This is a genomic window from Ferrovum sp. JA12 (assembly GCF_001431705.1).
Lineage (GTDB): Bacteria > Pseudomonadota > Gammaproteobacteria > Burkholderiales > Ferrovaceae > PN-J185.
Window position 1 is genome coordinate 442,139 of the sequence record NZ_LJWX01000002.1, and the last position, 23,912, is coordinate 466,050.

General features: G+C 43.5%; 22 protein-coding genes, 2 tRNA genes and 1 pseudogene. 20 read left to right on the plus strand and 5 right to left on the minus strand.

Annotated elements, in window-relative coordinates:
* Position 1: 1 nt before the first annotated feature.
* Positions 2-2,020, minus strand: a complete 2,019-nt coding sequence (gene metG, locus FERRO_RS07190; RefSeq protein ID WP_056930200.1) for a methionine--tRNA ligase — start codon at positions 2,018-2,020, stop codon at positions 2-4.
* Between the two features lie 111 nt (positions 2,021-2,131).
* Between metG and apbC the strand changes: the two genes are divergently transcribed.
* The 4 genes and pseudogenes from apbC to FERRO_RS10675 form a co-directional block, all read left to right on the plus strand.
* A complete protein-coding gene (apbC, locus tag FERRO_RS07195) occupies positions 2,132-3,217 on the plus strand; it encodes an iron-sulfur cluster carrier protein ApbC (protein WP_204374795.1) in 1,086 nt (361 codons plus the stop codon).
* A 15-nt stretch (positions 3,218-3,232) separates the two neighbouring features.
* A complete protein-coding gene (gene dcd / locus FERRO_RS07200; protein WP_056930202.1) occupies positions 3,233-3,799 on the plus strand; it encodes a dCTP deaminase in 567 nt (188 codons plus the stop codon).
* A 216-nt stretch (positions 3,800-4,015) separates the two neighbouring features.
* Positions 4,016-4,303: a flagellar transcriptional regulator FlhD gene (locus FERRO_RS07205; RefSeq protein WP_160318120.1), complete on the plus strand. Its 288-nt coding sequence runs from the start codon at positions 4,016-4,018 to the stop codon at positions 4,301-4,303.
* Positions 4,293-4,769, plus strand: a pseudogene (locus tag FERRO_RS10675) (FlhC family transcriptional regulator); the annotation flags it as partial. The gene FERRO_RS07205 and the pseudogene FERRO_RS10675, both read left to right, overlap by 11 nt.
* Positions 4,770-4,816: 47 nt before the next feature.
* Here the strand turns inward: FERRO_RS10675 and FERRO_RS10450 are convergent.
* Complete coding sequence (locus FERRO_RS10450; protein ID WP_239683492.1) at positions 4,817-4,984, minus strand: hypothetical protein; 168 nt, start codon at positions 4,982-4,984, stop codon at positions 4,817-4,819.
* Between the two features lie 107 nt (positions 4,985-5,091).
* On the opposite strand from FERRO_RS10450, the gene FERRO_RS07215 reads away from it, so the two are divergent.
* Positions 5,092-5,988 (plus strand): DMT family transporter, encoded by an 897-nt coding sequence (locus FERRO_RS07215; protein WP_056930635.1) that lies wholly within the window; start codon positions 5,092-5,094, stop codon positions 5,986-5,988.
* Here FERRO_RS07215 and ppk2 read toward each other — a convergent pair.
* On the minus strand, positions 5,985-6,740 hold the full coding sequence (ppk2, locus tag FERRO_RS07220) for a polyphosphate kinase 2 (protein ID WP_239683493.1): 756 nt from the start codon (positions 6,738-6,740) through the stop codon (positions 5,985-5,987). The genes FERRO_RS07215 and ppk2 overlap by 4 nt on opposite strands.
* A 71-nt stretch (positions 6,741-6,811) precedes the next feature.
* Here ppk2 and FERRO_RS07225 point away from each other — a divergent pair, with 71 nt between their 5' ends.
* The 11 genes from FERRO_RS07225 to FERRO_RS07275 all read left to right on the plus strand — a co-directional run bounded on the left by FERRO_RS07225 (position 6,812) and on the right by FERRO_RS07275 (position 16,118).
* A complete protein-coding gene (locus FERRO_RS07225; protein WP_056930206.1) occupies positions 6,812-7,513 on the plus strand; it encodes a YceI family protein in 702 nt (233 codons plus the stop codon).
* A 42-nt stretch (positions 7,514-7,555) separates the two neighbouring features.
* On the plus strand, positions 7,556-8,047 hold the full coding sequence (locus FERRO_RS07230) for a hypothetical protein (RefSeq protein WP_056930207.1): 492 nt from the start codon (positions 7,556-7,558) through the stop codon (positions 8,045-8,047).
* A 215-nt stretch (positions 8,048-8,262) separates the two neighbouring features.
* Entirely contained in the window at positions 8,263-9,198 is a 936-nt protein-coding gene (gene cyoA, locus FERRO_RS07235) for a ubiquinol oxidase subunit II (protein WP_152975727.1), read from the plus strand.
* Positions 9,199-9,210: 12 nt separating this feature from the next.
* Positions 9,211-11,244, plus strand: coding sequence for a cytochrome o ubiquinol oxidase subunit I (cyoB, locus tag FERRO_RS07240; protein WP_056930208.1), 2,034 nt, complete (start codon positions 9,211-9,213; stop codon positions 11,242-11,244).
* Between the two features lie 5 nt (positions 11,245-11,249).
* A complete protein-coding gene (gene cyoC, locus FERRO_RS07245) occupies positions 11,250-11,858 on the plus strand; it encodes a cytochrome o ubiquinol oxidase subunit III (protein ID WP_056930209.1) in 609 nt (202 codons plus the stop codon).
* 1 nt (position 11,859) lies between these two features.
* A complete protein-coding gene (gene cyoD / locus FERRO_RS07250; protein WP_056930210.1) occupies positions 11,860-12,192 on the plus strand; it encodes a cytochrome o ubiquinol oxidase subunit IV in 333 nt (110 codons plus the stop codon).
* A 9-nt stretch (positions 12,193-12,201) separates the two neighbouring features.
* On the plus strand, positions 12,202-13,161 hold the full coding sequence (cyoE, locus tag FERRO_RS07255; RefSeq protein ID WP_056930211.1) for a heme o synthase: 960 nt from the start codon (positions 12,202-12,204) through the stop codon (positions 13,159-13,161).
* A gap of 370 nt (positions 13,162-13,531) precedes the next feature.
* The gene (locus FERRO_RS07260; protein ID WP_056930212.1) at positions 13,532-13,804 is read left to right on the plus strand and encodes an HU family DNA-binding protein; all 273 of its coding nucleotides are present in this window, start codon (positions 13,532-13,534) and stop codon (positions 13,802-13,804) included.
* Positions 13,805-13,815: 11 nt separating this feature from the next.
* Positions 13,816-13,891 (plus strand) — tRNA-Val (locus FERRO_RS07265).
* Positions 13,892-13,903: 12 nt separating this feature from the next.
* Positions 13,904-13,980, plus strand: a tRNA-Asp gene (locus FERRO_RS07270).
* Between the two features lie 218 nt (positions 13,981-14,198).
* Positions 14,199-16,118, plus strand: a complete 1,920-nt coding sequence (locus FERRO_RS07275) for a SurA N-terminal domain-containing protein (protein WP_056930213.1) — start codon at positions 14,199-14,201, stop codon at positions 16,116-16,118.
* A gap of 9 nt (positions 16,119-16,127) precedes the next feature.
* Here the strand turns inward: FERRO_RS07275 and FERRO_RS07280 are convergent, their stop codons facing one another.
* Positions 16,128-16,913, minus strand: a complete 786-nt coding sequence (locus FERRO_RS07280; RefSeq protein WP_056930214.1) for an enoyl-ACP reductase FabI — start codon at positions 16,911-16,913, stop codon at positions 16,128-16,130.
* A gap of 25 nt (positions 16,914-16,938) precedes the next feature.
* On the opposite strand from FERRO_RS07280, the gene FERRO_RS07285 reads away from it, so the two are divergent.
* From FERRO_RS07285 to FERRO_RS07300, 4 genes are read left to right on the plus strand one after another with little or no spacing between them, the layout of a single operon-like run.
* Positions 16,939-18,723 carry an ABC transporter substrate-binding protein gene (locus FERRO_RS07285; RefSeq protein WP_082601237.1) on the plus strand — a complete coding sequence of 595 codons (1,785 nt, stop codon included), beginning with the start codon at positions 16,939-16,941 and terminating at the stop codon, positions 18,721-18,723.
* On the plus strand, positions 18,723-19,661 hold the full coding sequence (locus tag FERRO_RS07290) for an ABC transporter permease (RefSeq protein ID WP_056930216.1): 939 nt from the start codon (positions 18,723-18,725) through the stop codon (positions 19,659-19,661). Before FERRO_RS07285 ends, FERRO_RS07290 begins: the two co-directional genes overlap by 1 nt.
* Positions 19,658-20,707: an ABC transporter permease gene (locus tag FERRO_RS07295; RefSeq protein ID WP_056930217.1), complete on the plus strand. Its 1,050-nt coding sequence runs from the start codon at positions 19,658-19,660 to the stop codon at positions 20,705-20,707. Before FERRO_RS07290 ends, FERRO_RS07295 begins: the two co-directional genes overlap by 4 nt.
* On the plus strand, positions 20,708-22,381 hold the full coding sequence (locus FERRO_RS07300) for an ABC transporter ATP-binding protein (RefSeq protein ID WP_056930218.1): 1,674 nt from the start codon (positions 20,708-20,710) through the stop codon (positions 22,379-22,381).
* Here the strand turns inward: FERRO_RS07300 and FERRO_RS07305 are convergent.
* The gene (locus FERRO_RS07305; protein WP_056930219.1) at positions 22,368-23,906 is read right to left on the minus strand and encodes a transglycosylase SLT domain-containing protein; all 1,539 of its coding nucleotides are present in this window, start codon (positions 23,904-23,906) and stop codon (positions 22,368-22,370) included. The two genes, FERRO_RS07300 and FERRO_RS07305, sit on opposite strands and share 14 nt — an antisense overlap.
* Positions 23,907-23,912: the final 6 nt, after the last annotated feature.

The following is a 23,912-nucleotide window of genomic DNA, read 5'->3' on the forward strand; positions in this document are numbered from 1 at the left end:
CTTATTTGATTTTCATACCAGGCTTAGCGCCACTGTCAGGACTCAAGAGATAAATGGTATTGCCATCGCCAGCAGCCAGCACCATGCCTTGAGATTCACCAAAACGCATTTTTCTGGGGCTCAAATTTGCCACCATCACTGTTAGTCTGCCCACTAATTGTTCACTTTGATATTGACTTTTGATGCCGGCGAAAACCGTACGTTGCTCAAAACCTAAATCCAAAGTTAGTTTTAATAATTTATCGGCCTCAGGGATTGTGACAGCATCAATGATTTTAGCAACCCGTAAATCAATCTTACTAAAGTCATCGATACCAATGGTTTCCGACAAAGGAGGAAAGTGATGATCTTGATTGGTTTTGTCGATTAAACTGCTTTTACTTTCACTTTGTAACTCTTCGATTTGTTTTGTTTCAATGCGAGAAATTAAATGATGGTAAGGCAAAATATCACAGGCATTGATGGCATATTTTTTATCCAAATGCTTCCACATAAGCGGTGAAAGTTTCAGAAAAGTTTCCACCTGCTGAGTGAGTTTTGGCAGTACGGGTTTTAAATAAATACTTAAGCAACGAAACATTTCGAGGCATGAGGTGCAAACTTGATGCAGTAGATTAAGATGTTTTTGATCCTTAGCTAATTCCCAGGGCTTTTGTTGGTCAATGTATTGATTGGCAAGGTCTGCCAAGGCCATAATTTCTCTGATAGCTTTAGCGAATTCACGCTCTTCGAATAATGTCTTAATCGTTAAGGCTTCTGTATAAAAACGATCAATAATGGGCAGTGCTAATTCATCAAAACCAGTGGCTAATTTACCATTAAAGCGTTTGGTGATAAAACCAGATGTACGACTAGCAATATTAATAAACTTACCAACCAGATCACTGTTTACTCGGTTCGTGAAGTCGTCTAAATTCAGATCGATATCGTCCATGGAACTGTTCATTTTGGCGGCAAAATAGTAGCGTAAAGACTCGGGGTTTAAATGTTTTAAATAGCTTTGAGCAGTAATGAAGGAACCACGACTTTTAGACATTTTTTGTCCATTGACCGTGAGAAAACCGTGCACAAATAAGCGCGTGGGAGTGCGCAGATTGGCAGCATAGAGCATGGCCGGCCAAAACAGAGAGTGAAAGTAGAGGATATCTTTACCAATAAAATGATAGAGCTCGGTGGTGGAGTCTGCCTTCCAATAATCCCAAAAGGGCAACCCTTTGGTATCGGCAAATTTTTTAAACGTACCAATATAACCAATGGGAGCATCTAACCACACATAAAAATATTTACCGGGTGCATCGGGGATTTCAAAGCCAAAATAGGGCTTGTCTCGCGAAATATCCCAATCAGTGAGCCCGCTCTTAAACCACTCCTCGAGTTTGTTAGCGGCTTCCTCTGGGATGGTGCCAGAGCGCGTCCATTGTCTGAGAAAGCTCTCGCATTCCTTGAGTTTAAAGAAATAATGCTCCGATGTTTTTTTAATGGGGGTGGCCCCTGAAATGGCGGATACAGGTTGAATTAATTCCGTGGGGCTGTAGGAAGCGCCACAGACTTCACAATTGTCTCCATATTGGTCTTTGGCATGACAACGTGGGCATTCGCCTTTAATAAAGCGATCGGGCAAAAACATTTCCTTTTCAGGATCAAAGAGTTGCTCAATAGGCTTAACATCAATAAGTCCTGCTTGTTTCAAGGTTAAATAAATATCCTTTGCAAAAGCTTCGGTTTCTGGGGTATGGGTGCTGTAATACAAGTCATGATCGATTAAAAAACCAGTAAAGTCTTTCATGTGTTCTTGCCGAGCTTTCTCAATCATTTGCTCTGGAGAAATGCCTAGTTGATTGGCCGCCAGCATCACCGGAGTGCCGTGGGTATCATCGGCGCAAAGATAATGAACGGTATGACCATTCATGCGCTGATGGCGCACCCATATATCCGTTTGTATATGCTCCACCATATGGCCTAGATGAATGCTGCCATTAGCATAGGGAAGAGCGCTGGTTACAATCATTGTTCTTGGCATAAAATATCAACTCTTGCAGATAATTAATCCTATAGTGTAACAAGGTCCTGACCATTTTCCATATAGGGACTATAATAGTTTTTTTTATTAATGAATTTTAGGTATGGCTCTATGGATACGCAACGTATTGAAGCATTATTAAATGGTTTAACAGATCCCTTTACATTAAAAACTTTTGGCCAAGAAAAAGCTTTAAAAAGTGTTAACTTCGGTGAGGGTACGCTGACTGTTCACTTAGAAGTAGGTTATCCAGCAAAACATTTGTCCAAGGAGCTCACCCAATTGGTAGTCGGGGCATTGAGAACCCTGGAATCGTTGCCCACCCCAGCCGTGACGGTAACTTGGAAGATTGCTACCCATACTGTGCAAGGAGCATTAAAGCCCTTGGAGGGAATTAAAAATATTATTGCTATCGCTTCAGGTAAAGGTGGCGTGGGAAAATCCACTACAGCAGTGAACTTGGCACTGGCTTTGCAAGATGAAGGGGCGCAGGTAGCTATATTGGATGCGGATATTTATGGCCCATCGCAGCCTACCATGCTAGGTATTGATGACAAGCCCACCACCAGCGAGGATGGTCGGCGTATGCGTCCATTGATGAATTATGGACTGCAGACCATGTCAGTGGGCTATTTGATCGACCCTGATCAACCCATGGTGTGGCGTGGCCCTATGGTCACCCAAGCCCTAGAGCAATTAATTCGCGATACGGCTTGGAATAATGTGGATTATTTAATTGTGGATATGCCACCTGGTACAGGTGATGTACAACTCACCTTAGCTCAAAAGGTACCGGTGACCGGTGCGGTGATTGTTACCACGCCGCAGGATATCGCACTACTGGATGCACGCAAGGGTTACCGGATGTTTGAAAAGGTGGGCGTCCCTATCTTTGGTGTGGTGGAGAACATGAGTACTCATCGCTGCAGTCAATGCGGTCATGAGGAATCCATTTTTGGTGCGGGGGGAGCAGCTAAAATGGTGAAAGATTTTGGTACTGAATTGTTGGGCGCTTTACCCTTAGATATTCGTATTCGTCAGCAAACCGATGCGGGAAAACCCTCTATGGTGGCAGATCCTGAGGGCGATATTGCTAACCACTATCGTGCTATTGCCAGAAAAGTAGCTATTAAAATAGCGCAAAAAACTGAGGACAGGACAACCAGGTTTCCTAAAATCGTGATTCAAAAGACCTAAGGCGAGTATTGCGAGATGAGTATAAAATCAGATCGTTGGATTAAACGTATGGCGAGCGAGTATGGCATGATTGAGCCTTTTGAACCCGCCCAGGTGAAAGAACATAATGGCCAGAGAATTGTATCTTATGGTACCTCAAGCTATGGCTACGATATTCGCTGCTCCGATGAGTTTAAGCTGTTCACCAATATTAATTCTACTATTGTTGATCCTAAAAACTTTGATGCCAATTCTTTTGTGGATGTGAAAGCGCCGGTTTGTATTATTCCACCTAATTCTTTTGCCCTTGCCAGAACGGTTGAGTATTTTAGAATTCCGCGTAATGTTCTCACGGTATGTCTAGGTAAATCCACTTATGCGCGATGCGGCATTATTGTGAATGTAACGCCCTTTGAGCCGGAGTGGGAGGGCTATGTGACACTTGAGTTTTCTAATACGACCCCATTGCCCGCTAAAATTTATGCTAATGAGGGCGTGGCTCAGGTACTCTTTTTTGAATCAGATGAAGTATGTGAAACCTCCTACAAAGATCGAGGTGGGAAGTACCAAGGTCAGCGAGGAGTAACCTTACCAAAGATTTAATTTGTCATAATGTGTCTCACTAACCCTAGGATCATTGTCGTCACTTTTAGTGACATTGTTCCTAGGATATCCTCGGCTTTCCCCTAGGCATCATCTGTTGCAGTTATTCTATTTATTAAGGTTTTTTTAAGACCTTCTCTTCCTAAATATCTGTTGTTATAGTCTTTTGACCATAAATATTTGAGGGAGAGAATGATGGATGGTTATGAGCGTTCGATGGTTGATTTAAATTCAGAAATGTTAGGTCTTGCTCGTGAAATGCTAAGAGATAATTATAATCGGGCGTTGTATGAACTGGGTATTCAAAAGGCGGTGGCTCAAACTCTATTAACACTATCGGTTAAAGAAATACGTCAATTAGTGTCAACCCCCGTATTATTGGTAGGGCTTCGTTGGCGAAATCCCCGCGTATGGCAGGAATTAAGTCATTATGCCAGTGGTGAACAGGTGGCTCTAGCTCAAGCCATGTTAATTGGCGAGAAGGAAATGCGCAATGGCTACTAGTCGCGAGTTACATACAGAGTTGGAACGGTATCATTCTGCCCAGCAGTTGTTTTTAGTGGGAGCGCGAGTTCCTATTGTGAGTGAATTAACTCAGCTCTCACCATGGCTGTTACGTAAATTTTATGTAGACAGTACCGGAGAGGCTCCGGCGCGCGGTCCCATTCCTTCCTCTGTTGAATGGTATCTCATTGGTCTCAATCATTTACAGTCTTCACTTTTTTTACAGTACTACATGAGTGTTAATGAACATCATCAACCTGTGCGTGCTGCGACTTTATTATTGGCTTACCAATTATGGTACTCAAATTGGAACAGCACTGGTTTAAAAAAGACCTTAAGCTTTGACCGAGCTTGGTGGTTAATTAAACTCATTGATTCAGAACAAATTAAGGGACAGAGTTGCCGTGTATGTCGCAGTATATTTGTAGTAGGATTGAAGAGGGTGGGTACTTATCGTTGCCCAGCATGTATGAAGAAAAGTTTACACTACGGCTCCAGATGTAAAAAAAGCAATTACTTGCCGCCGCGTGAAAAATCATCTATCTCCGTATCGGGAATAGCGTACATATCATCAAGGGAGTCATCATCCGTGTCATAGCGCTCCCCATTAGGGGCGATGTCAGGGTTAAGAGTGGTGGTTTGGCTTTCAAAGCCATTTAATATGGGTGCTTGTGTAGGCATAATTTTCTCTAATAATTTTTACTATAATTCCAAAGTATTGTTACAGCTTGATGACATTACATTGGGGGAAAGATGTTAAAATCATTGATTTTTTAAAGCGATTAATAATGACTCAGCGTTCTTGGTTTCCCATTGTGGCGTTAATAGTCCTGTCTAGTATCTGGGGTTACACTTGGGTACTCGCTAAGGAAGCCTTGAGTATGGCTCCTCCCTTCGCTTTTGCTGCACAACGCTGTATTGGTGGGGCATTGGCTTTATTTGTTTTATTAAAATTAACTGGCCGTCCAATCGGCTGCGCTGAACCGCGAGCGACAATTCTCATTGGTTTGGTACAAGTGGCGGGCTTTATGGCCTTTCAAACTTGGGCTTTGGTTGAGGGAGGACCGGGAAAAACCTCAGTGTTAATTTTTACCATGCCCATTTGGACTTTGGTGTTGGCGCGTATTTTTTTAGGTGAAATGATCAAAGGTGCACAATGGCTAGCTGCCATTCTCACCCTAGTGGGACTCCTTTTTATTATTGAGCCGTGGAATATGCAAGCTTCGGCCTTGAGTAAGGTATTGGGCATAGTGGCCGCTATGTGCTGGTCAGTGGGCACGATACAGGTTAAATTATTGCGCCAGAAAAGTCGGGTTGACTTGGTAAATTTAACCACTTGGCAAATGGTGGTGGGTGCCTTACCTCTCACCATGCTTGCGTTATGGGTGCCTGAGGGGACTACGCAATGGTCCTTTCACTATATTTATCTGCTGGTTTTTATGTCCGTGACCAGTACAGGATTATGTTGGTGGCTATGGATTTATATTTTAGATCGTGTTCCAGCTTGGGAGGCAAGTTTGTCTGTACTGGGTACGCCTGTCATTGCTATTTTGTCTTCCCGTTTGATTTTAAATGAAACCTTTAAATATCTTGAAATTATAGGCATTCTTTTAATTGGTGGAGGCTTATCATTGCTTTCATTTATTGGTTGGTTGACCTCGCGCAATCAAGAAAAAGCCGGTTAACTTTTTAGCTGTAAGCTCTCTCCAATAGCCCACTCACGGACAATTAAGGGATCAGTTAAGAGTAAGTGGTGTTTTTTTTCAGGGTAGTCTAAGTTCTTTAGAATGTGGCGAATGAGGTTTAGACGGGCACTTTTTTTGTCATCAGAGTCAATTACCGTCCAAGGGGCTGATTGATGATGGGTACGAGCAAGCATACTATCTCGGGCTTCACTGTATTCTTTCCATTTGCTCACTGCCGTCTCGTCGATGGAGCTCACCTTCCATTGCTTGAGAGGATTATTGTGGCGCTCGAGCATTCTGCGTTGCTGTTCATCCCTTGAAATATTAAGATAGTACTTTAATAAGCATATACCTGAGCGAACTAGCATATCTTCAAAGGCTGGTACCGTATTGAGAAACTCCTCATGTTGGTGATGGGTACAAAAACCCATGACAGGTTCAACTCCAGCGCGGTTATACCAACTTCGATTAAAGAGAACAAACTCCGCAGGGCCTGGAAGGTGGGTTACGTAACGCTGAAAATACCACTGTTTTTCTTCCCGATCAGAGGGCTTAGATAGAGCCACTACTCGGGTATCACGCGGACTTAAGTGTTCAGTGATTCGTTTGATGGCCCCATCTTTACCGGCGGCATCTCGCCCCTCAAGGATAACCAATATTTTTTCATTACTTTTGATGAGATGACGTTGAAATTTAACCAATTCAATCTGTAAGGCTTGCAGCTTTTCTTCGTAATGGTTGTTGTCATGCATGGTATTGGGCATCTTTTCTGTAAGTTATGTGGTAACTTTTATATCATACGCTAAATTTTTGGAGAACATTGATGCGCTATTTGATGCTGCTTAGTACATTATTTCTGACTGCCTGTTCTTCACTGTCGCAGCACAGTGTTTCAGAGCAACAACTGGCTAATAGGAGTTCGCTGAACGCTTTTAATTCTGTACCTTACCAGCAATGGCAAAGGGCAGGGGATAAAGTGTTATGGGTCAATACCCAGCACTCCTTTATAGTAGTGAGTGTCTTCAAAGAAGGCGCTCTTGCTCGTTTAGGGCACGATCACGTAGTGGTGGTTCACGACTTGGCAGGGGCCATCAATGAGACTAAGGGGGTAGGTGACTTTGGTTTTAGTTTAAAAAAAATGGCCGTGGATGAAGATGTCTATAGAGCGAGGATGCATTTACCTTTGGGGATTTCTCAGTTAGCCATTGAGGGGACACGAAATAATATGTTAAATAAAGTGTTGTTTGCCGATCAATACCCCTATGTAAAAATACATGTTCAAACATTGACTGGCCAAAAAGGTTATGTGGGTCTATTGATTACCCTGCATGGCGTTACCCGTCGCAAGATCATTTCTTACCATATTAGGCAGGATTCTCACCATACTTTTATAACAGGACAGACTACCCTTTCTCAGACTCAGTTTGGCATCAAACCATTTGCCGTTTTAGGGGGAGCCCTGCAGGTTAAAAACGAAATAAATATTCAATTTAATCTTGAAACTCAGGAACAAAAATTAAATTAATTGATCTATTAGAATGAGTTTAATCTATTGAGGTTAATAATCATGTATAAAATAATTACTTCTCTTTTAGTATCACTATTTTTAGCTTTAAGTTTTTCCGCACGGGCAGAAACAGTTAATCAATCCATTTTTAGTCAGCCAACAAATCCCGATTCACTAGAGGGTGCCATTAATCATTTAAAAAATGATTTACACCTTAGACCCTATCAATATGCAATGTGGGATGTATGGTCACAAAGCATGATTGAACTAAGCCAAGTTCCTCAGGTCTATCAGGATAGCAAGTTGAAATTAGATGATAAACATCTTATTCAAACCCAGCTTGATGTGATGGATGATTTTGAAAGAAGAGCGCATTATGCGTTAGCCAGAACTCAATTATTTATGGGGGATCTTGATGTTGCGCAGCAACATAAAATAACTGCTTTTTGGAAAAATAGTATGCCTGCTTATCATTTACTTCCTCATTCTTCACCATTTAATCTTGAGGATGTGGTGGGTGTGACAGGATGCGATAGGCACTGTGTAAATTAAATAAGTTTTGCAAATAATAATAACAATAAATGGTTAGGTAGTATTTTTAAGGGGGTGGTTTAACTGCCCCTTTTTTATTGGCTGAGGCGATGAAAGAATACGATGTATAAGAATTTCTTAATAAAAAAAGAATATTTATTCATAAATAATTACCCATTATTTTGCGCCGCAGTATTAGAATAGTTTTAATTTTGCCTGAAGGATGTGTAAAAAACATGAAGAAATTGATTCCTTGGATGGTGGGTGCGAGTGTTAGCTTATATAACGTCTCTAGTTTTGCCGCTGACTCGGGCGTATGGGGCAGTAATTGGGCTGTATTAGATCCTAAGGGACCGGTTGCCGCCGCAGAAAAACACTTGATATTGACGGCCTTTGGTCTGATGCTGTTAGTGGTCATTCCGGTGATTGTAATGACTATTGCCTTCGCTTGGCGTTTCAGGGCTTCCAATAAAAATGCCAAATACGAACCCAAATGGGATAACTCCCATACCGTTGAATGGGTAGTGTGGAGCGTTCCTGCTGTCATAGTTTTAATTTTGGGGACCCTTGTCTGGCGGACTAGTCATGAATTAAGTCCTGAAAAACCCCTTGTTAGTGCTAACAAAACCCTTGAGGTTGAAGTGGTGTCCATGGATTGGAAATGGTTATTCATTTATCCACAACAAGGAATCGCTTCGGTTAATGAATTGGTTATTCCAGCCAATACTCCAGTTCACTTTAAAATCACCTCCGATGCGGTGATGAATTCTTTCTTTATTCCTCAGTTAGGCGGTCAAATCTATGCCATGGCGGGGATGCAAACTAACTTAAACCTACTGGCTAATGAAGAAGGTGTTTATCGCGGTATGGATGCCATGTACAACGGTGAAGGGTTTTCAGCTATGAGTTTCCCCGTAAAAGTGGCCAGTAATAACCAATTTGATGCTTGGGTTAACCAAGTGCATTCAGAAAAAACAGATCTTAACGTGACTCAGTTGCGTGCCCTTGAGGTGCCGAGCGATCACGTTAAACCAATGTATTTTGCAACCGTAACCCCTTATCTTTTTGAGAGTGTCATCATGAAATACATGGGAAATGACGCCTCCACACTAAAAGCTATGGCAAGTTACTGCTCACCAAACCGGTTGGTGAATTTAGCACAAGGTCACTAGAGGAAAATAATTATGACTACAACATCTGTTTTATTTGGACGTTTAACATTTGAGGCAATTCCTTATCAAAATCCCATTATTATGGCCACGGTGGGTACTGTTTCGGTGCTTGGTATGTTGCTGGTGGCTTGGCTTACTTACCAGCGTCGCTGGGCATATTTATGGAATGAGTGGTTCACCAGTGTGGATCATAAACGCATCGGTATTATGTATATCATTTTCTCAGTCATTATGATGTTACGTGGTTTTGCCGATGCCATAATGATGAGAACTCATCAAGCCCTTGCTCAAGGTTTGGGGCAAGGTTATTTACCCCCGGAACACTATGATCAAATCTTCAGTGCTCACGGTACTATTATGATTATCTTTGTGGCGATGCCTTTTTTTATTGGGCTAATGAATTATGTAGTGCCCTTACAAATTGGTGCCAGAGATGTGGCTTATCCTTTCTTGAATTCAGTTAGTTTTTGGCTAACTGTTGCCAGTGGACTACTTGTCATGGTGTCCTTGGCGGTAGGAGATTTCTCACAAGCAGGTTGGACGGGTTATCCTCCCTATTCAGAACTTAAATTTAGTCCTTCCACTGGGGTGGATTATTGGATGTGGAGTCTGCAATTAGGTGGTATTGGTACCTTGGTTACTGGGATTAACTTCTTCGTAACCATACTACGCATGCGTGCACCTGGCATGTCGCTCATGAAAATGCCAATCTTTACCTGGACGATTTTAGTGACCACTGTGCTAATTATTTTTTCTTTCCCAGTGCTCACAGTAACCTTGGCTCTATTAGCTATGGATCGTTACTTAGATATGCATTTTTTCACCAATGATTTGGGTGGCAATCAGATGATGTTTGCCAATCTCTTCTGGATTTGGGGTCACCCTGAGGTGTACATCGTTGTACTGCCTGCCTTTGGTATTTTCTCCGAGGTGGTTTCTACTTTCTCACACAAACGATTATTTGGTTACGCATCAATGGTTTACGCTACCATCGCCATTGCCATACTTTCTTTTGTGGTCTGGTTGCACCATTTCTTCACCATGGGTTCTGGCGCCAACGTGAATGCTTTCTTTGGTATTGCTACCATGATTATTGCTGTACCAACTGGAGTGAAAGTATTTAACTGGCTGTTCACCATGTATCGTGGCCGCATTGAATTTACCACTGCCATGATGTGGAGTATTGGTTTTATTATTACCTTCGCTGTGGGTGGCATGACCGGTGTTTTATTGGCTGTACCAGGCGCTGACTTCATGTTACACAATAGTGAATTCCTTGTGGCTCATTTTCACAACATGTTGATCCCGGGTGCCTTGTTTGGTTATTTTGCCGGTTACAACTATTGGTTTCCCAAAATGTTTGGTTTCCGGTTGGATGAAAAATGGGGTAAACGTTCTTTCTGGTCTTGGATTGCCGGTTTCTATTTAGCCTTTATGCCTTTATATGCTTTAGGTTTTATGGGTATGCCACGGCGTATGTCGCATTATGATAATCCTTACTGGCAGCCTTATTTGCTAGTGGCCCTGTTGGGTACGTTCCTGATTGCCTTTGGTATTTTTAGCCAGATTATGCAATTAGCTGTCAGTATTCGTCAAAGACAGGCTTTGCGTGATACCACTGGTGATATATGGGGTAGTCATTCCTTAGAGTGGTCTATTCCCTCGCCCCCTCCCTTCTATAATTTTGCTAAGACACCTGTGGTGGAAGATTTGTATGCCTTTACCTATATGAAAGAAAATGGCATAAACCCAAGAGCTACAGCTCCCTTTGCTCCGATTCATATGCCACGTAATTCATCAATTGGGGTATTTATAGGTCTATTCACCTTTACCCTAGGTTTTGGTCTGGTCTGGCACATGTGGTGGTTAGTGGTAGGTTCATTATTCGCCATCTTATCCTTGCTAGTCATGCGTTCCAGTGATGACCATGTGGATTATGAGCTATCACCACAACAGGTCGCACTGTTTGAGGCGGAAGCTTATCAAAAAATGACTGGGCAAGCAGTGGATCAACGGACTCAACATGATTTAGCCACACAAGGATAGAAGTTATGTCAGACACTACTGTAATGGATGAGCACGGACACGCAGAACACACCCATAGTGCGTTAGATAATCAGTTGTTTGGTTTTTGGTTATATCTCATGACCGACTGTGTTTTGTTTGCCTCCCTATTTGCCACCTATGCGGTGTTAAAAAATAACAACGCAGGTGGCCCTACGGGGCATGAGATTTTTGAGTTGCGTTATGTGTTTCTTGAGACCATGTTGCTATTGTTCTCTAGTTTCTTTAACGGTTTTGCCATGATTAATCTGTCCCGTAACAAAGTGAAAGAAACGGTATTGTGGTTGATCCCTACTATGATCTTTGGTTTGGGCTTTATTCTCATGGAAATCAATGAGTTTAGCCGTTTAATTATTGAGGGCAATGGTCCTGACCGAAGCGGCTTTTTGTCAGGATTCTTTGGCTTAGTGGGTACCCATGGTTTACATGTATCAGTGGGTCTCATTTGGATGACCGTTATGGTTGTTCAGCTATTACAAAAGGGTATTACACCTGGCGTGAGATCACGACTGTTGCGTTTGAGTTTGTTTTGGCACTTTCTTGATGTGGTATGGATTGGTGTATTTACCATTGTTTATTTAATGGGAGTAGCGTGAAATGTCTCATAGCGATTTACAACATGATGTACATCCACTGTCAGCAAAGTCTTATGTGGTCGGTTTTTCTCTATCCCTGTTGCTGACAGTGCTAGCCTTTGGTGCAGTGATGTCAGGGCTACTTAAGGGAATACCTGAGATTATTGCGGTGATTATTTGTGCGGTCATACAAATTTATGTGCAACTGCGTTATTTCTTGCACTTAGATGGCAGTTCAGAACAACGCTGGAATGTTATGTCCTTTGCTTATACAGTGGTTGTCATTGCCTTACTTGTGGTGGGTTCATTATGGATTATGTACAACATGCATAAACTCATGATGCCTGGTGCGTAAAGGAAAACAGTGATACTCAAAGATCTCATTAGCCTCACCAAGCCTGGCATCATCCTGGGTAATCTTGTATCTGCTTCAGGGGCTTTCTTTCTGGGAACAGGGGGTGCACTCCATCCCTTGGCTTTTGTCATCACTTTAATCGGGTTGTCTTGTCTTATAGCTGGTGGATGTGTTTATAACAATTGTATAGACAGAGACATTGATGGATTGATGCAAAGAACCCAATCGCGTCCCTTGGTACAGGGCAGAATTTCTATAGTTTGGGCCCTGGCTTTAGCGACCTTATTAAGTCTCCTTGGCTTATTTTTGTTGTATAACGTGGGGGATACTCTGGGTCTTATTCTGGCTATTTTTGGTTTGTTTTCTTACGTGGTGTTTTATAGTTTATGGCTTAAGAGAACATGCTGGGGGACTTGGGGAGGAAGTATTTCTGGAGCCATGCCTCCTTTAATTGCCTATACTTGTGCTACCCACCATTTGGATGTTACTGCGCTGCTGTTGTTCTTAATGTACTGTTTGTGGCAAATCCCTCATGCACAAGCCTTAGGAATTATGCATTTGAATGATTACAGGCGAGCCAATATTCCCGTAGTATCCCCTGGTGAGTCAGGTATTGCACATATTAAGTCTATGACTCCTTGGTACGTATTAGGGTTATGTTTACTGAGTATTTCCTTGTTCTTTATACACCGTGTAGGACTGTTTTATTTATTCAGTATTCTTCTGATGTCGACTCTTTGGATGCGGGCTAGTATTTTAAAGCGAGATGAATTACCTCATCGCAGCTGGGCTAAAAAATCTTTTGTTTATTCGTTGTATATGGTCATGTTATTGAGTTTTATGATGTCCATTGATGTTAAGGAAGTATCCGGTCTTGATACGCCTCAAGTGGCACAAGTGAGTTCCTTCTCGTTAAAGGGGCATGAGTTGTGGCTTGCTTGGCTCAATGCTATGCCTGTGCAAAAATAATTGTTATTATCGCGGAGTGATTCAATGACTCCTTTGGGTAATTGAGGTGATGGGTTGCTGACCCATTACTTGTAAAATTTATCATCAGTATTACCCTCAAGAATTTTATATTTTGTATAAGTAGAACTCCTTTCTCTAGGGTTGTAGGGTCTTTTAAGGATAAATTGTGGTATTTGGTGTATAAATACTATATGTTATTTGTGAAAATAAGGATTCATACGTATTTTAAGAGGGTTTTAAAAAATTTCATTTGACAATCATTCAATACCCTTCTATAAAGTATCTTGTGCTTTTTTTTATGCACTTGAATAATTAATTGGCGAAGTTTTTATATTTATCTCTGAATTTTTAAATAAGAAGGGGACACCAGGTGAATAAGACAGAATTAATCGATCATATTGCTGATGCTGCAGATATCTCAAAAGCTGCCGCCGGACGCGCTCTAGATGGGGCTATTGCAGCTATCAGAACATCCTTGAAAAAAGGTGGTCAGGTGACTTTAGTGGGTTTTGGAACCTTTTATGTTGGTAAACGTGCTGCACGTACTGGACGTAATCCCCGCACCGGTGATGCCATTAAAATTAAAGCAGCAAAAGTTCCTAAGTTTAGGGCTGGTAAAGCGCTTAAAGATGCGTTAAACTAGCAGACTTTGCTGGGTGCTTAGCTCAGTTGGTAGAGCGTCGCCCTTACAAGGCGAATGTCGGGGGTTCGAGCCCCTCAGCACCCACCAGCAATTTTATTAGGAGTGGTAGTTCAGTTGGTTAGAATACCGGCCTGTCACGCCGGGGGTCGCGGGTTCGAGTCCCGTCCACTCCGCCACGAATTACCAAATGTTGAAAAACATGTTGTGATTCAAAAAAGCCTCACGAAAGTGGGGTTTTTTTTTGTATAGATCCCTAGTATGGGTAAGTATTCTCTGGTTCTTCTGCGTCAGCGAGTATAGGATCGATAAAAACAGCGATTCATTGCGACTCCCTGTGGCAACCGTTATACTGACAGAGTAAATTTTGATCATTAATTATTAGGTTAGGTACGTCATGTTGTTGGAAAAATTCAGAGATTTGTCTCAAACTTGGGTAGCTAAATTATTACTGGTTCTGATCATGGTTCCCTTTGCCTTGTTTGGGATTAACTATTATTTTAATCAAGGTTCTTCAGGGGCTGATGTGGTTGCTAAGGTTGCCGGACAATCTATTACTCTCTCTGAGTTTAATCAAACTTTAAAAAGCCAACTTGAACAAAGCCCAGACAATTCATCCGTTACAGACTCTCAACAGTTGCGATTTTCCGTATTGCAGGCCCTCTCTATTCGTCATGTGATGCAAGGCTATGCTGAGGATATTCATTTACAGGTGCCCAACCAATTATTAGCCAGTGACATTGCACAGATACCCTATTTCATGGATAACGGACAGTTTTCACCAAAGAAATATGAAGCGCTATTACGGGATCGGGGCATGACGCCCGTTAGGTTTGAAAACGCTGTGCGAGCAGACTTGGCAGTGGGTTTAGTGAGAGATACCTTTAGCGCCACCCAATGGGTTCCCAATACTTCTGTGCTGGCTTTTATGCGGCTCACTGGGCAACAAAGAAGCTATGCAACGGCTCAGTTAACGGTTAAAGATTTAGCGCAAATGCCCAGTGTGAGCGATAAAGAGGTGAGCGCGTATTACCAATCGCACAAAGAGCAATTCCAAGTGCCTGAACAGGTGAAACTGAATTATGTGGTGCTATCCATGGCGGACATCGTTAATCAGAGTCCGGTCACTAAAGAGGAAATCGAGCGCTTTTACAAGGATCCAGCTAATGCCCAGCGCTGGCAAACTAAAGAAAGTCGACGAGTGAGCCACATTCTCTTTAGCGTACCAAGCCATGCCAGTCAACAGATCAAAGAAACACAGCTGGAAAAAGCTAAAAAAACCGCCATCTATTTAAGAGCTCACATCAAAGAGTTTGCTCAGGTTGCCAAGAAAGAGTCTGATGACAGCGTTTCTGCTAAACAGGGGGGGGATCTTGGTTTCTTTACGCAAGGAACTATGGTGGCACAATTTGACCGTGCCGCTTTTGCCTTAGCCCTCAATCAAGTTTCAGACCCTATTGAAACGCCCTATGGTTATCATATCCTCCTGGTAACAGCCATTAAACCGGGTAAAATTAAGTCTTTAGAGGAGGTTACCCCAGTTATTACGGCCGAGCTGAAAAAAGAACATGCACAAAAACATTTTGCAGAGATCGCAGATCAGTTCAGTAATATGGTTTATGAGCAGTCCACCTCCCTTAACCCCGTGGTCGATAAATTTAAACTCACCTTAGAAACCTCTCCTTGGCTGACGCCCTTTGGATCTAAGGATGCTTCAGCCTACCTTAACCAACCTAAATTCTTAAAAGCTATTTTTAACGCAGAGAGCATTAAGGATGGGCGAAATACCCAAGCCATAGAGGTGGCTCCCAATGTGTTGATTGCGGCACGTGTTATCAGTCATCAAAGCGCCCATGATCGGCCCTTAAGTGATCTTAAAACCACCATTCAAACTATGTTGGAACGCGAGGCTCAAGACAAAGCCTTAACTGAGCTAGGACAACACTCGGTGACTCTACTCAATAAAGGGAAAGGGCAAGAAGTTGAAGTTAATTGGTCTAAAGAGCTGTCGCAAAGTCGTTCTGAGGCGATCAATCACTTACCGCAAGCGGTAGTCAGAGCCCTTTACTCAGCGCCCATTAATCATTTCCCCTATTACCTTGGTGTCCTAACAGATCAGGGCTATACATTGTTGCAGTTAAATGGTGTGCAATACCATGACAATTTTAGCAACGAAAAAACGCAACAAATCAGTGCTGCTCTGGATAAAAATTATGCACAAGGAATTGTTGAGTCATTTATAGACGGGGTTGAAAGTAAGAAACCACTGCGTATTCTTAATCAATCGATTTTGAATACACAGTCGAATCCCTCCTAAGACATTTTGTTATTCAACCATACCCGGTATGGTTGAGAAGAACCCAGCATCCACGTGAATCACTTCGCCGGTAATGCCAAGGGCAAGATCACTACTTAAAAAAGCAGCGGTATTGCCCACATCTTCAATGGTCACATTGCGTCTCATGGGTGCATGGGCTTCTACAAAATTCAATATTTTATTAAAGTCCCCAATACCGGCTGCGGCCAGTGTTTTAATGGGACCGGCTGAAATTGCGTTAACACGAATTCCCTGGGGGCCAAGGCTTTGCGCCATATAGCGCACATTGGCCTCAAGACTGGCTTTAGCAAGTCCCATCACATTATAGTTAGTAATAGACTTTTCAGCACCAAGGTAGGAGAGGGTCACGAGTGATCCTTGCCGATTTTTCATGAGCGGTAAGCCCGCTTTGGCTAAGGCGGCGAAACTGTAGGAGCTAATATCATGGGCAATACGGAAACTTTCACGGTTGACGTTCTCTAAGTAATTACCGGATAAAGATTCCCGCGGTGCAAAAGCAATGGAGTGGACAATCACATCGAGTCCGTCCCAATGCTCTCCTAGGGCGCTAAACATGTTGTCTATGTCTTGATCTTGAGCTACATCACAGGGAAGTACCATTGTGATGTTTAACTCTTTAGCAAGCTTTTCAACGCGCTCACGGACGGCATCCCCTTGATAGGTTAAGGCAATGTCAGCGCCCTCCCGTTGCATGGCCTTAGCGATGCCCCAGGCGATGGAGCGATTACTTAATAAACCGGTGATTAAAACTTTTTTATTTTGTAGAAATCCCATGTAACCTCCTTGTAAAATAGAGGCTATGATAAACCATTTAAGACAATTAGTTACTAAGAGCAGTTTTTTCTTCCTAGGTATAGCTCTATACATCAACGCTTACCCAGCTCACTTGAAGGTATTTCATCTCTCCATGTCAGCGGCAGAAACCGGTTTTGATCCAGTCATGACCTCTGACCTTAATACGGCAGCCATTGAAGAACAAATTTTTGAATCGCTCTTAACCTATGATTATTTAGCTCGGCCTGTTAAACTCGTGCCACGACTGGCCGCGCAAATGCCGCAAATTACCAATCAGGGTAAAACTTGGTTGTTTACCCTTAAAAAAGGCGTCATCTTTGCGCCGGACCCAGTGTTTAAGAACCACAGGCGTGAAGTCAATGCGGCGGACGTGGCCTATACCATTAAACGTTTTATGGACCCTAAAAATCGATCGCCCTATAAGTTTTTGGTGGACCATAAAATTGTTGGCTTAAATGCCTTAGCTGATGCAGCGAAAAAAACAGGTCATTTTGATTATGATGCCCCAGTGGCTGGCTTAGAAATAGTGGGGCCTTATCAAATCAGAATCCATTTAACCGGTACGGATTACAATTTTGGTCATGCCATGGCGCAGCCTATGTTTGGTATTGTGGCCCGTGAAGTGATTGAGGCCTATCACGGTGATAGCGCCTCTCATCCCGTTGGTACAGGCCCTTATATGTTAGGCGAGTGGATTCGTTCAGCTTCCATGACCCTCGTCAAAAACCCCAATTACAGACATGAGCTATGGCACTTCACCTCCCAAGATCCTTTGGATCAACCCTTAATCAAAGAAATGACCGGAAAACCTATTCCGCAAATTGATAAAATTGATATTCAAATTGTTGAGGAGTCACAATCCGCTTATTTGAGTTTTTTAAAGGGGGAGCTTGATGTGTTGGGTGTACCCGGCCAATTTGCCCCTAAGGTACTGTCGGGTGATCAATTAAAACCGCAACTCAAGCGCCAAGGTATTCTATTGCAGCGTTTGGTGGATCCTTCCATTGCTTATTATTTTATTAATGTGCAAGACCCTATGCTAGGCGGGATGTCTTTATCGCGCATAGCCTTAAGACGTGCTATTTTAATGGCGTTGAATGACGATGAAATGATCCGTGTCATTTACAAGGGGCAAGCCTTTAGAGAAGCGTTCCCCATTCCTGAAGGGGTGGCGGGGCACGATGCCACTTATCAAAGCTTGATTAATTATAATCCCCGAGAAGCGAACGATTTATTGGATAAAATGGGCTTTAGAAAAGATAAGGATGGTTATCGTCTAGAAGTTGATGGTAGCCCTCTCTACGTGAAATACACCACGAGTCTCACATCGCAAGATCGCGATCTTGAAGAGATCATGAAGAAATCCTTAGATCGAATCGGTATTCGTTTTGTCAGTGAGAAACTTAAGTTCCCTGAAATTATTCGGGCCGAGCGATCCTGTCGGGTGGCTATGCGTTTATCGGCTTGGATTGCTGATTATCCGGATGGTGACAATTTTATGCAGCTTTGGTACGGTCCACATACTCATGAAAACAATGCTTCCTGTTACCAGGATAGTGAGTGGGATAAAATCTATGAGAAAAGCGAGGCTTTACCTAATTCCCCTGAACGTGACCAACTTTATCGACAACTTGCCCGTTTATTGGAAATTAATGGTGTCACCAAAGTGAGTACCAGCCATATTCGCAATGTGCTTATTCAACCTTGGGTCCTGGGCTACAAGGCTCACCCCATATTGCCTTCCACGTGGTCCTATTTGGATATCAATAGCCAAGGGGATCATCACTAATGGCTGGCTTTATAGTCCGACGGGTACTGCAAATGATTCCCACTTTGTTGGGAGTCATACTGCTAGTTTTTTTTCTATTTAATGCGGTGGGAGGAGATCCTGCCTATATCCTCGCCGGTAAGATGGCCAGTGCTGAGGATATTGCCAACATTCGCCATCAATTGGGTACAGATCAACCTGTATATATTCAGTTAGAGATTTTTATACGGCAAATCGTTACCGGTAACTTTGGCGACAGTTGGGCTACCCATGAAAGTGTTGCCCACATCTTTAAAACTCGTCTCACGCCCTCCTTGATTCTGCTCATTCCCATGATGATTATCGAAACTCTTACTGCCGTATGTTTGGCTTTATTGGTGTCGGTGTTAAGAGGCTCATTCATCGATCAATCCTTAATGGTGATCAGCACCGTGATGATGTCTATTAGTCTCTTGGTCTATATCATCGTGGGTCAGTATCTTTTCGCTTCCATGTTAGGCTGGTTTCCCGTAAAGGGGTGGAGTGACTCTCTGTGGCGCGATATCACTGTTTATGCGCCATTACCGATTTTATTAGGTCTCATGGTCAGTATCGCCCCCTCTTTGCGACTCTACCGCACTTTTATCCTCGATGAAATTAACCAAGACTATGTGAGAACTGCACGCGCTAAGGGATTAACTGAAACACGGGTATTGTTTACACATGTTCTTAAAAATGCCGCTATTCCAATTCTCACCAACTTATTGATGGGTTTACCGGGATTGCTCACGGGAGCTTTTCTGTTAGAGCGTTTTTTTGCTATACCTGGCATTGGGCGAGAAATTATTTTAGCGGTGGAGAGAAGCGATTTTCCGATTATTAAGGCGGCCACCGTCTACGTGGCGGTGGCGACTATGTTGGCAAATTTATTAGCAGACATTCTCTACCGCTACCTTGATCCGCGAGTGAATTTAAAATGAGCGAACAACTCTCTTACCAGGCTTTTACCCCTAGTTTTTGGGGACTGGCACAGGCTCGTTTGCGTCGTGATGCAGTGGCTTTAACGGCTTTTACAATAGTGATGCTATTTATTTTGATGAGTATTGCCTCTTATTTTGGTTTCATTGCCAAGCATTGGGGGGATGAGGTGGCTATTAATTACGCTCCGCCCAGTTGGATTGGCGCCTCGGAGAGTGAGCAGGGGGCAACGAGGCAGAGCCCAGCTCCTCCAGTACGCACTGCCATTAACCTCTACGGCCTCACAGACCCCTTATCGTCGATCTTGGACCAATTAGAAGTAGCTCATCCTGAGGATTTAAAGAACGCCAATGATCAACAAAAATTGACTCATTTGTTCTTTGGCGCAGACAAATGGGGTAGGAGTGTGGCGTTAAAAACGATTAAGGGAAGTGAAACCTCAATTTTAGTGGGACTCATAGCTGCTTTAGTGGCCACTTTTATTGGCACCCTATTAGGTGCTTTAGCTGGCTACTTTGGGGGATGGGTGGATGATCTGCTTAACTGGTTTTATAACGTCTTTACGGCAATTCCCTATTTGTTATTAATCTTTGCTATTGCGGCGGTATTACATCAAAAAGGGGTGAGTACGATTATTTTAATTTTAGGTTCAACCGGCTGGACGGGAGTGTTTCGACTCGTTCGCGCAGAATATTTGAAGCACGCCCAGCGTGAATATGTGCTGGCAGCCAAGGCCATGGGTGCCTCCCACACTCGACGCATGTTTATTCATATTCTGCCCAATACCTTGCATGTTGTTTTAGTTCAATTATCGATTAACGTGGTAGGTTTTATTAAATCAGAGGTGATTTTAAGCTTTCTGGGCTTTGGTGTCCCCGTGGAGGTGGTGTCCTGGGGTAGCATGCTCAATGAAGCACAAAATGAATTGGTTTTAGGGATATGGTGGCAACTCCTCGCCGCTGGCCTCGCCATGGCCCTACTGGTCACCGCCTTTAGTGTATTAACTGACGCCCTACGTGATGCATTGGACCCTAAGGTGGTGGCATAAGTGACTGATCCCCTATTACGTATAGATCAGCTCAGCCTATCCTTTTCACAGGGAGGGACTCAAAAAAAAGTGCTCGATCACTTATCCTTCTCTCTGCACAAAGGGCAAACCCTCGCCTTGGTTGGTGAGTCGGGTAGTGGTAAATCTGTGAGTGCCCTCGCCATCATGGGTTTGTTGCCCAAGGACTTGGCTCGGATCGATGATAACAGCTGTATTTTTTGGCACGGTGAAAATATTCTCAATTACTCATCAAGTCAGCGCCGCTTACTGCGCGGGCGCGAGATGGCGATGATTTTTCAGGACCCAATGTCCGCCCTCAACCCAGTATTAACGATTGGAGAGCAGTTGATAGAAGGCATTCAACTCCACTTAAATGTCCCTCACCGTGAAGCTCAGGAGCGGGCTATTGAATTACTTACCGAGGTGGGCATTAGTGAGCCTACTCGTCGGATGAAGGCTTACGCCAGTCAGCTCTCAGGGGGGCAACAACAACGGGTCATGATTGCTATGGCCATATGTGGGGAACCGCAATTGTTAATTGCCGATGAGCCCACCACCGCTTTAGATGTCACCATCCAAAGACAAATACTTGAGCTGATCAAAGAATTAACCCATGAGCGTCAGATGGCGGTTTTATTTATTACTCATGATCTTGCCCTGGTGGGGGAGTTTGCCGATCAAGTGGTGGTGATGCGCCATGGCATGGTGCGAGAGACAGGTAATACCCAAGCCATTTTTACAGAGCCCCAAGACCCTTACACCCAAGCCCTGTTGCTATGCCGCCCTAGCTTTAATGAGCGACCTTGGCATCTGCCGGTGGTGGAGGAGATGTTAGGTCCTTCTCTTGAGCACATAAAAGAGGTACCCCAAAGAGAGCGAGGTATTGAGTCGAAGGATGAAGTATTGTTACGTGTGCGCGGACTCAGTAAACGCTTTTCCTTGACCTCAGGGATCTTTCAGCGCACCTATTTTACGGCGGTCAAGGAGGTGAATTGTGATATTTATCGCGGTAAAACTCTAGGCATAGTGGGCGAGTCGGGGTCAGGTAAAACCACCTTGGGCTTGATGCTCGCCGGAATTATTCCTATCACGAGTGGGGCGATTGAATACCATCCTGAGCTAGAATCCTTAAGAGGTTCTCCTGAGCTCATTCAAATTATTTTTCAAAATCCCTACGCCTCCTTGAATCCACGCTTTACGGTATTTCAAATTTTAGAGGAACCCTTACTCCTCAATCGTCGCGCTCTCTCTCCCCATGATCGACATGTGGCCGTCCTACAATTGCTCAATTGGGTGGGTCTTGATGAGAGTATGTTAAGCCGCTACCCCCATGAATTTTCTGGGGGACAAAGACAACGTATTGCTATTGCGAGGTGCCTCGCCCTTAACCCAAAGGTGCTGGTATGTGATGAATCGGTATCGGCTTTAGATGTTTCGGTACAAGCGCAGGTATTAAACTTATTACAGGATTTGCAGGATCGATTCAAAATCAGTTTAATATTTATTTCCCATGATCTCTCGGTGGTGCGCTATATGTCAGATCACATCATGGTTATGCATCAAGGGCAAGTGGTGGAAATGGGCGATTGTGATCAACTCACCCAATCCCCACAACAGTCTTATACAAAGAGCTTAATCGCTGCCATTCCCAAGGCCTACTCTATTTCGCGCTAGAGGTATGGCGCACTTTGTGGGAGTGTCGATGGGCCAAATTTTTTTGTCTGTGGTGAACTCTCTTGCCCGAGGTGACAGTGGGATGAACAGGTCTAGCGTTCCCTGCCACCACTAAATAGTGTCCTGGTTTGAGAGGACTCTTTAACTGAAGATGATTCAAGGCAGCCAATTGTGCCACGCTCATATGGTACTTCTTCGCCAGTGAGTAAAGGGTATCGTGGGCATGAATGATTATCCGCAGTGTTTTTTGGTTGGCGATGGGGGAGGGGATGGACCCCTCAGCATTAGTGCTTTGCTCAGAATTTTGATCACCACTGCCATTGTCATCGGGTACTAATACTGTGCCTCCGCCAGCGATTTTCTTATTATAGGCAATGCCATTAACTTGTTTTAGTTCTTCGGTGGAAATCCCATAGCGGTTAGCCACTTGGTCAAGGGATTCACCCCGTGTTAAATGTTGCGTTTTCCAGGTCTGAAGCTTAACTTGTGGGTCCTCTAGTTTGGCAACAAAACTATCGGCCATGGGGGAGGGGACTAAGATGTTTTGTTCATGATTAAAGTTAAGGGTAATAATACTGTGATTAAAGGCTGGATTCAGCATCACAAAATCATTCACGCTCATGCCTGCAAATTGAGCAGCCAGTTTGGTATCAATGCGTTTTTTGGTGGTGACCACAGCAAAATACGGTTCATTAGCAATAGATTCTAAACTCAAGCCATAGCGTTTAGGATCCATGACAATGGCTTTTGCGGCCAGTAACTTAGGTACGTAATTACGGGTTTCATCAGGCAGATTAAGATTTAAATAGTCAGTAGGTAAATGACGCGCTCGATTATAGGCAATTTCACGACGCACTTTACCCTCACCGCAATTGTATCCCGCAAGAGCTAATTCCCATGAGCCAAACTCATCGTGCAAACGTTGGATGTAATCCAAAGCACTATTGGTGGCAGCCACCACGTCGCGGCGACCGTCATACCACCAACTCTGCTCCATGCCATAGTGGCGTCCTGTGGCGGGAATAAATTGCCAAATGCCTGAGGCTTGACTGTTGGACAGAGCATGGGGGTTAAAGGCACTCTCCACAATAGGGAGTAATGCAATTTCCGTGGGCATTTTACGCCTTTGTACTTCTTCTACTATAAAAAACAGATATTTTCTGCTGCGCTCAACGGTGCGCTCCACATAATCGGGTCTTGCCGCATACCAATCAATTTGTCGTTGAATACGTTTGGGATCGTTAAGATCAGGCATCGCAAAACCAGTGCGAATTCTTTGCCACAGATCATCTGCTGGCCCATCAATGACCTCCGGCGATTCTGGGTTGAGGACAGAGTTATCCGGATTGTTATCAAGGCTTGGTTGAAGATTCTTATTGTCTTTTTTAACGCTAGCAATAGCATCTGGTACAGAGATTAAATTGCCCTCCTCAGGGACGCCAAGCTCACTCACTGCTTGGGCGCCAAACAGGCAACACCACAGACCCATGGCTACCAGAATTTTAAAGGGAAAGCGTCTGTCCATACCCAC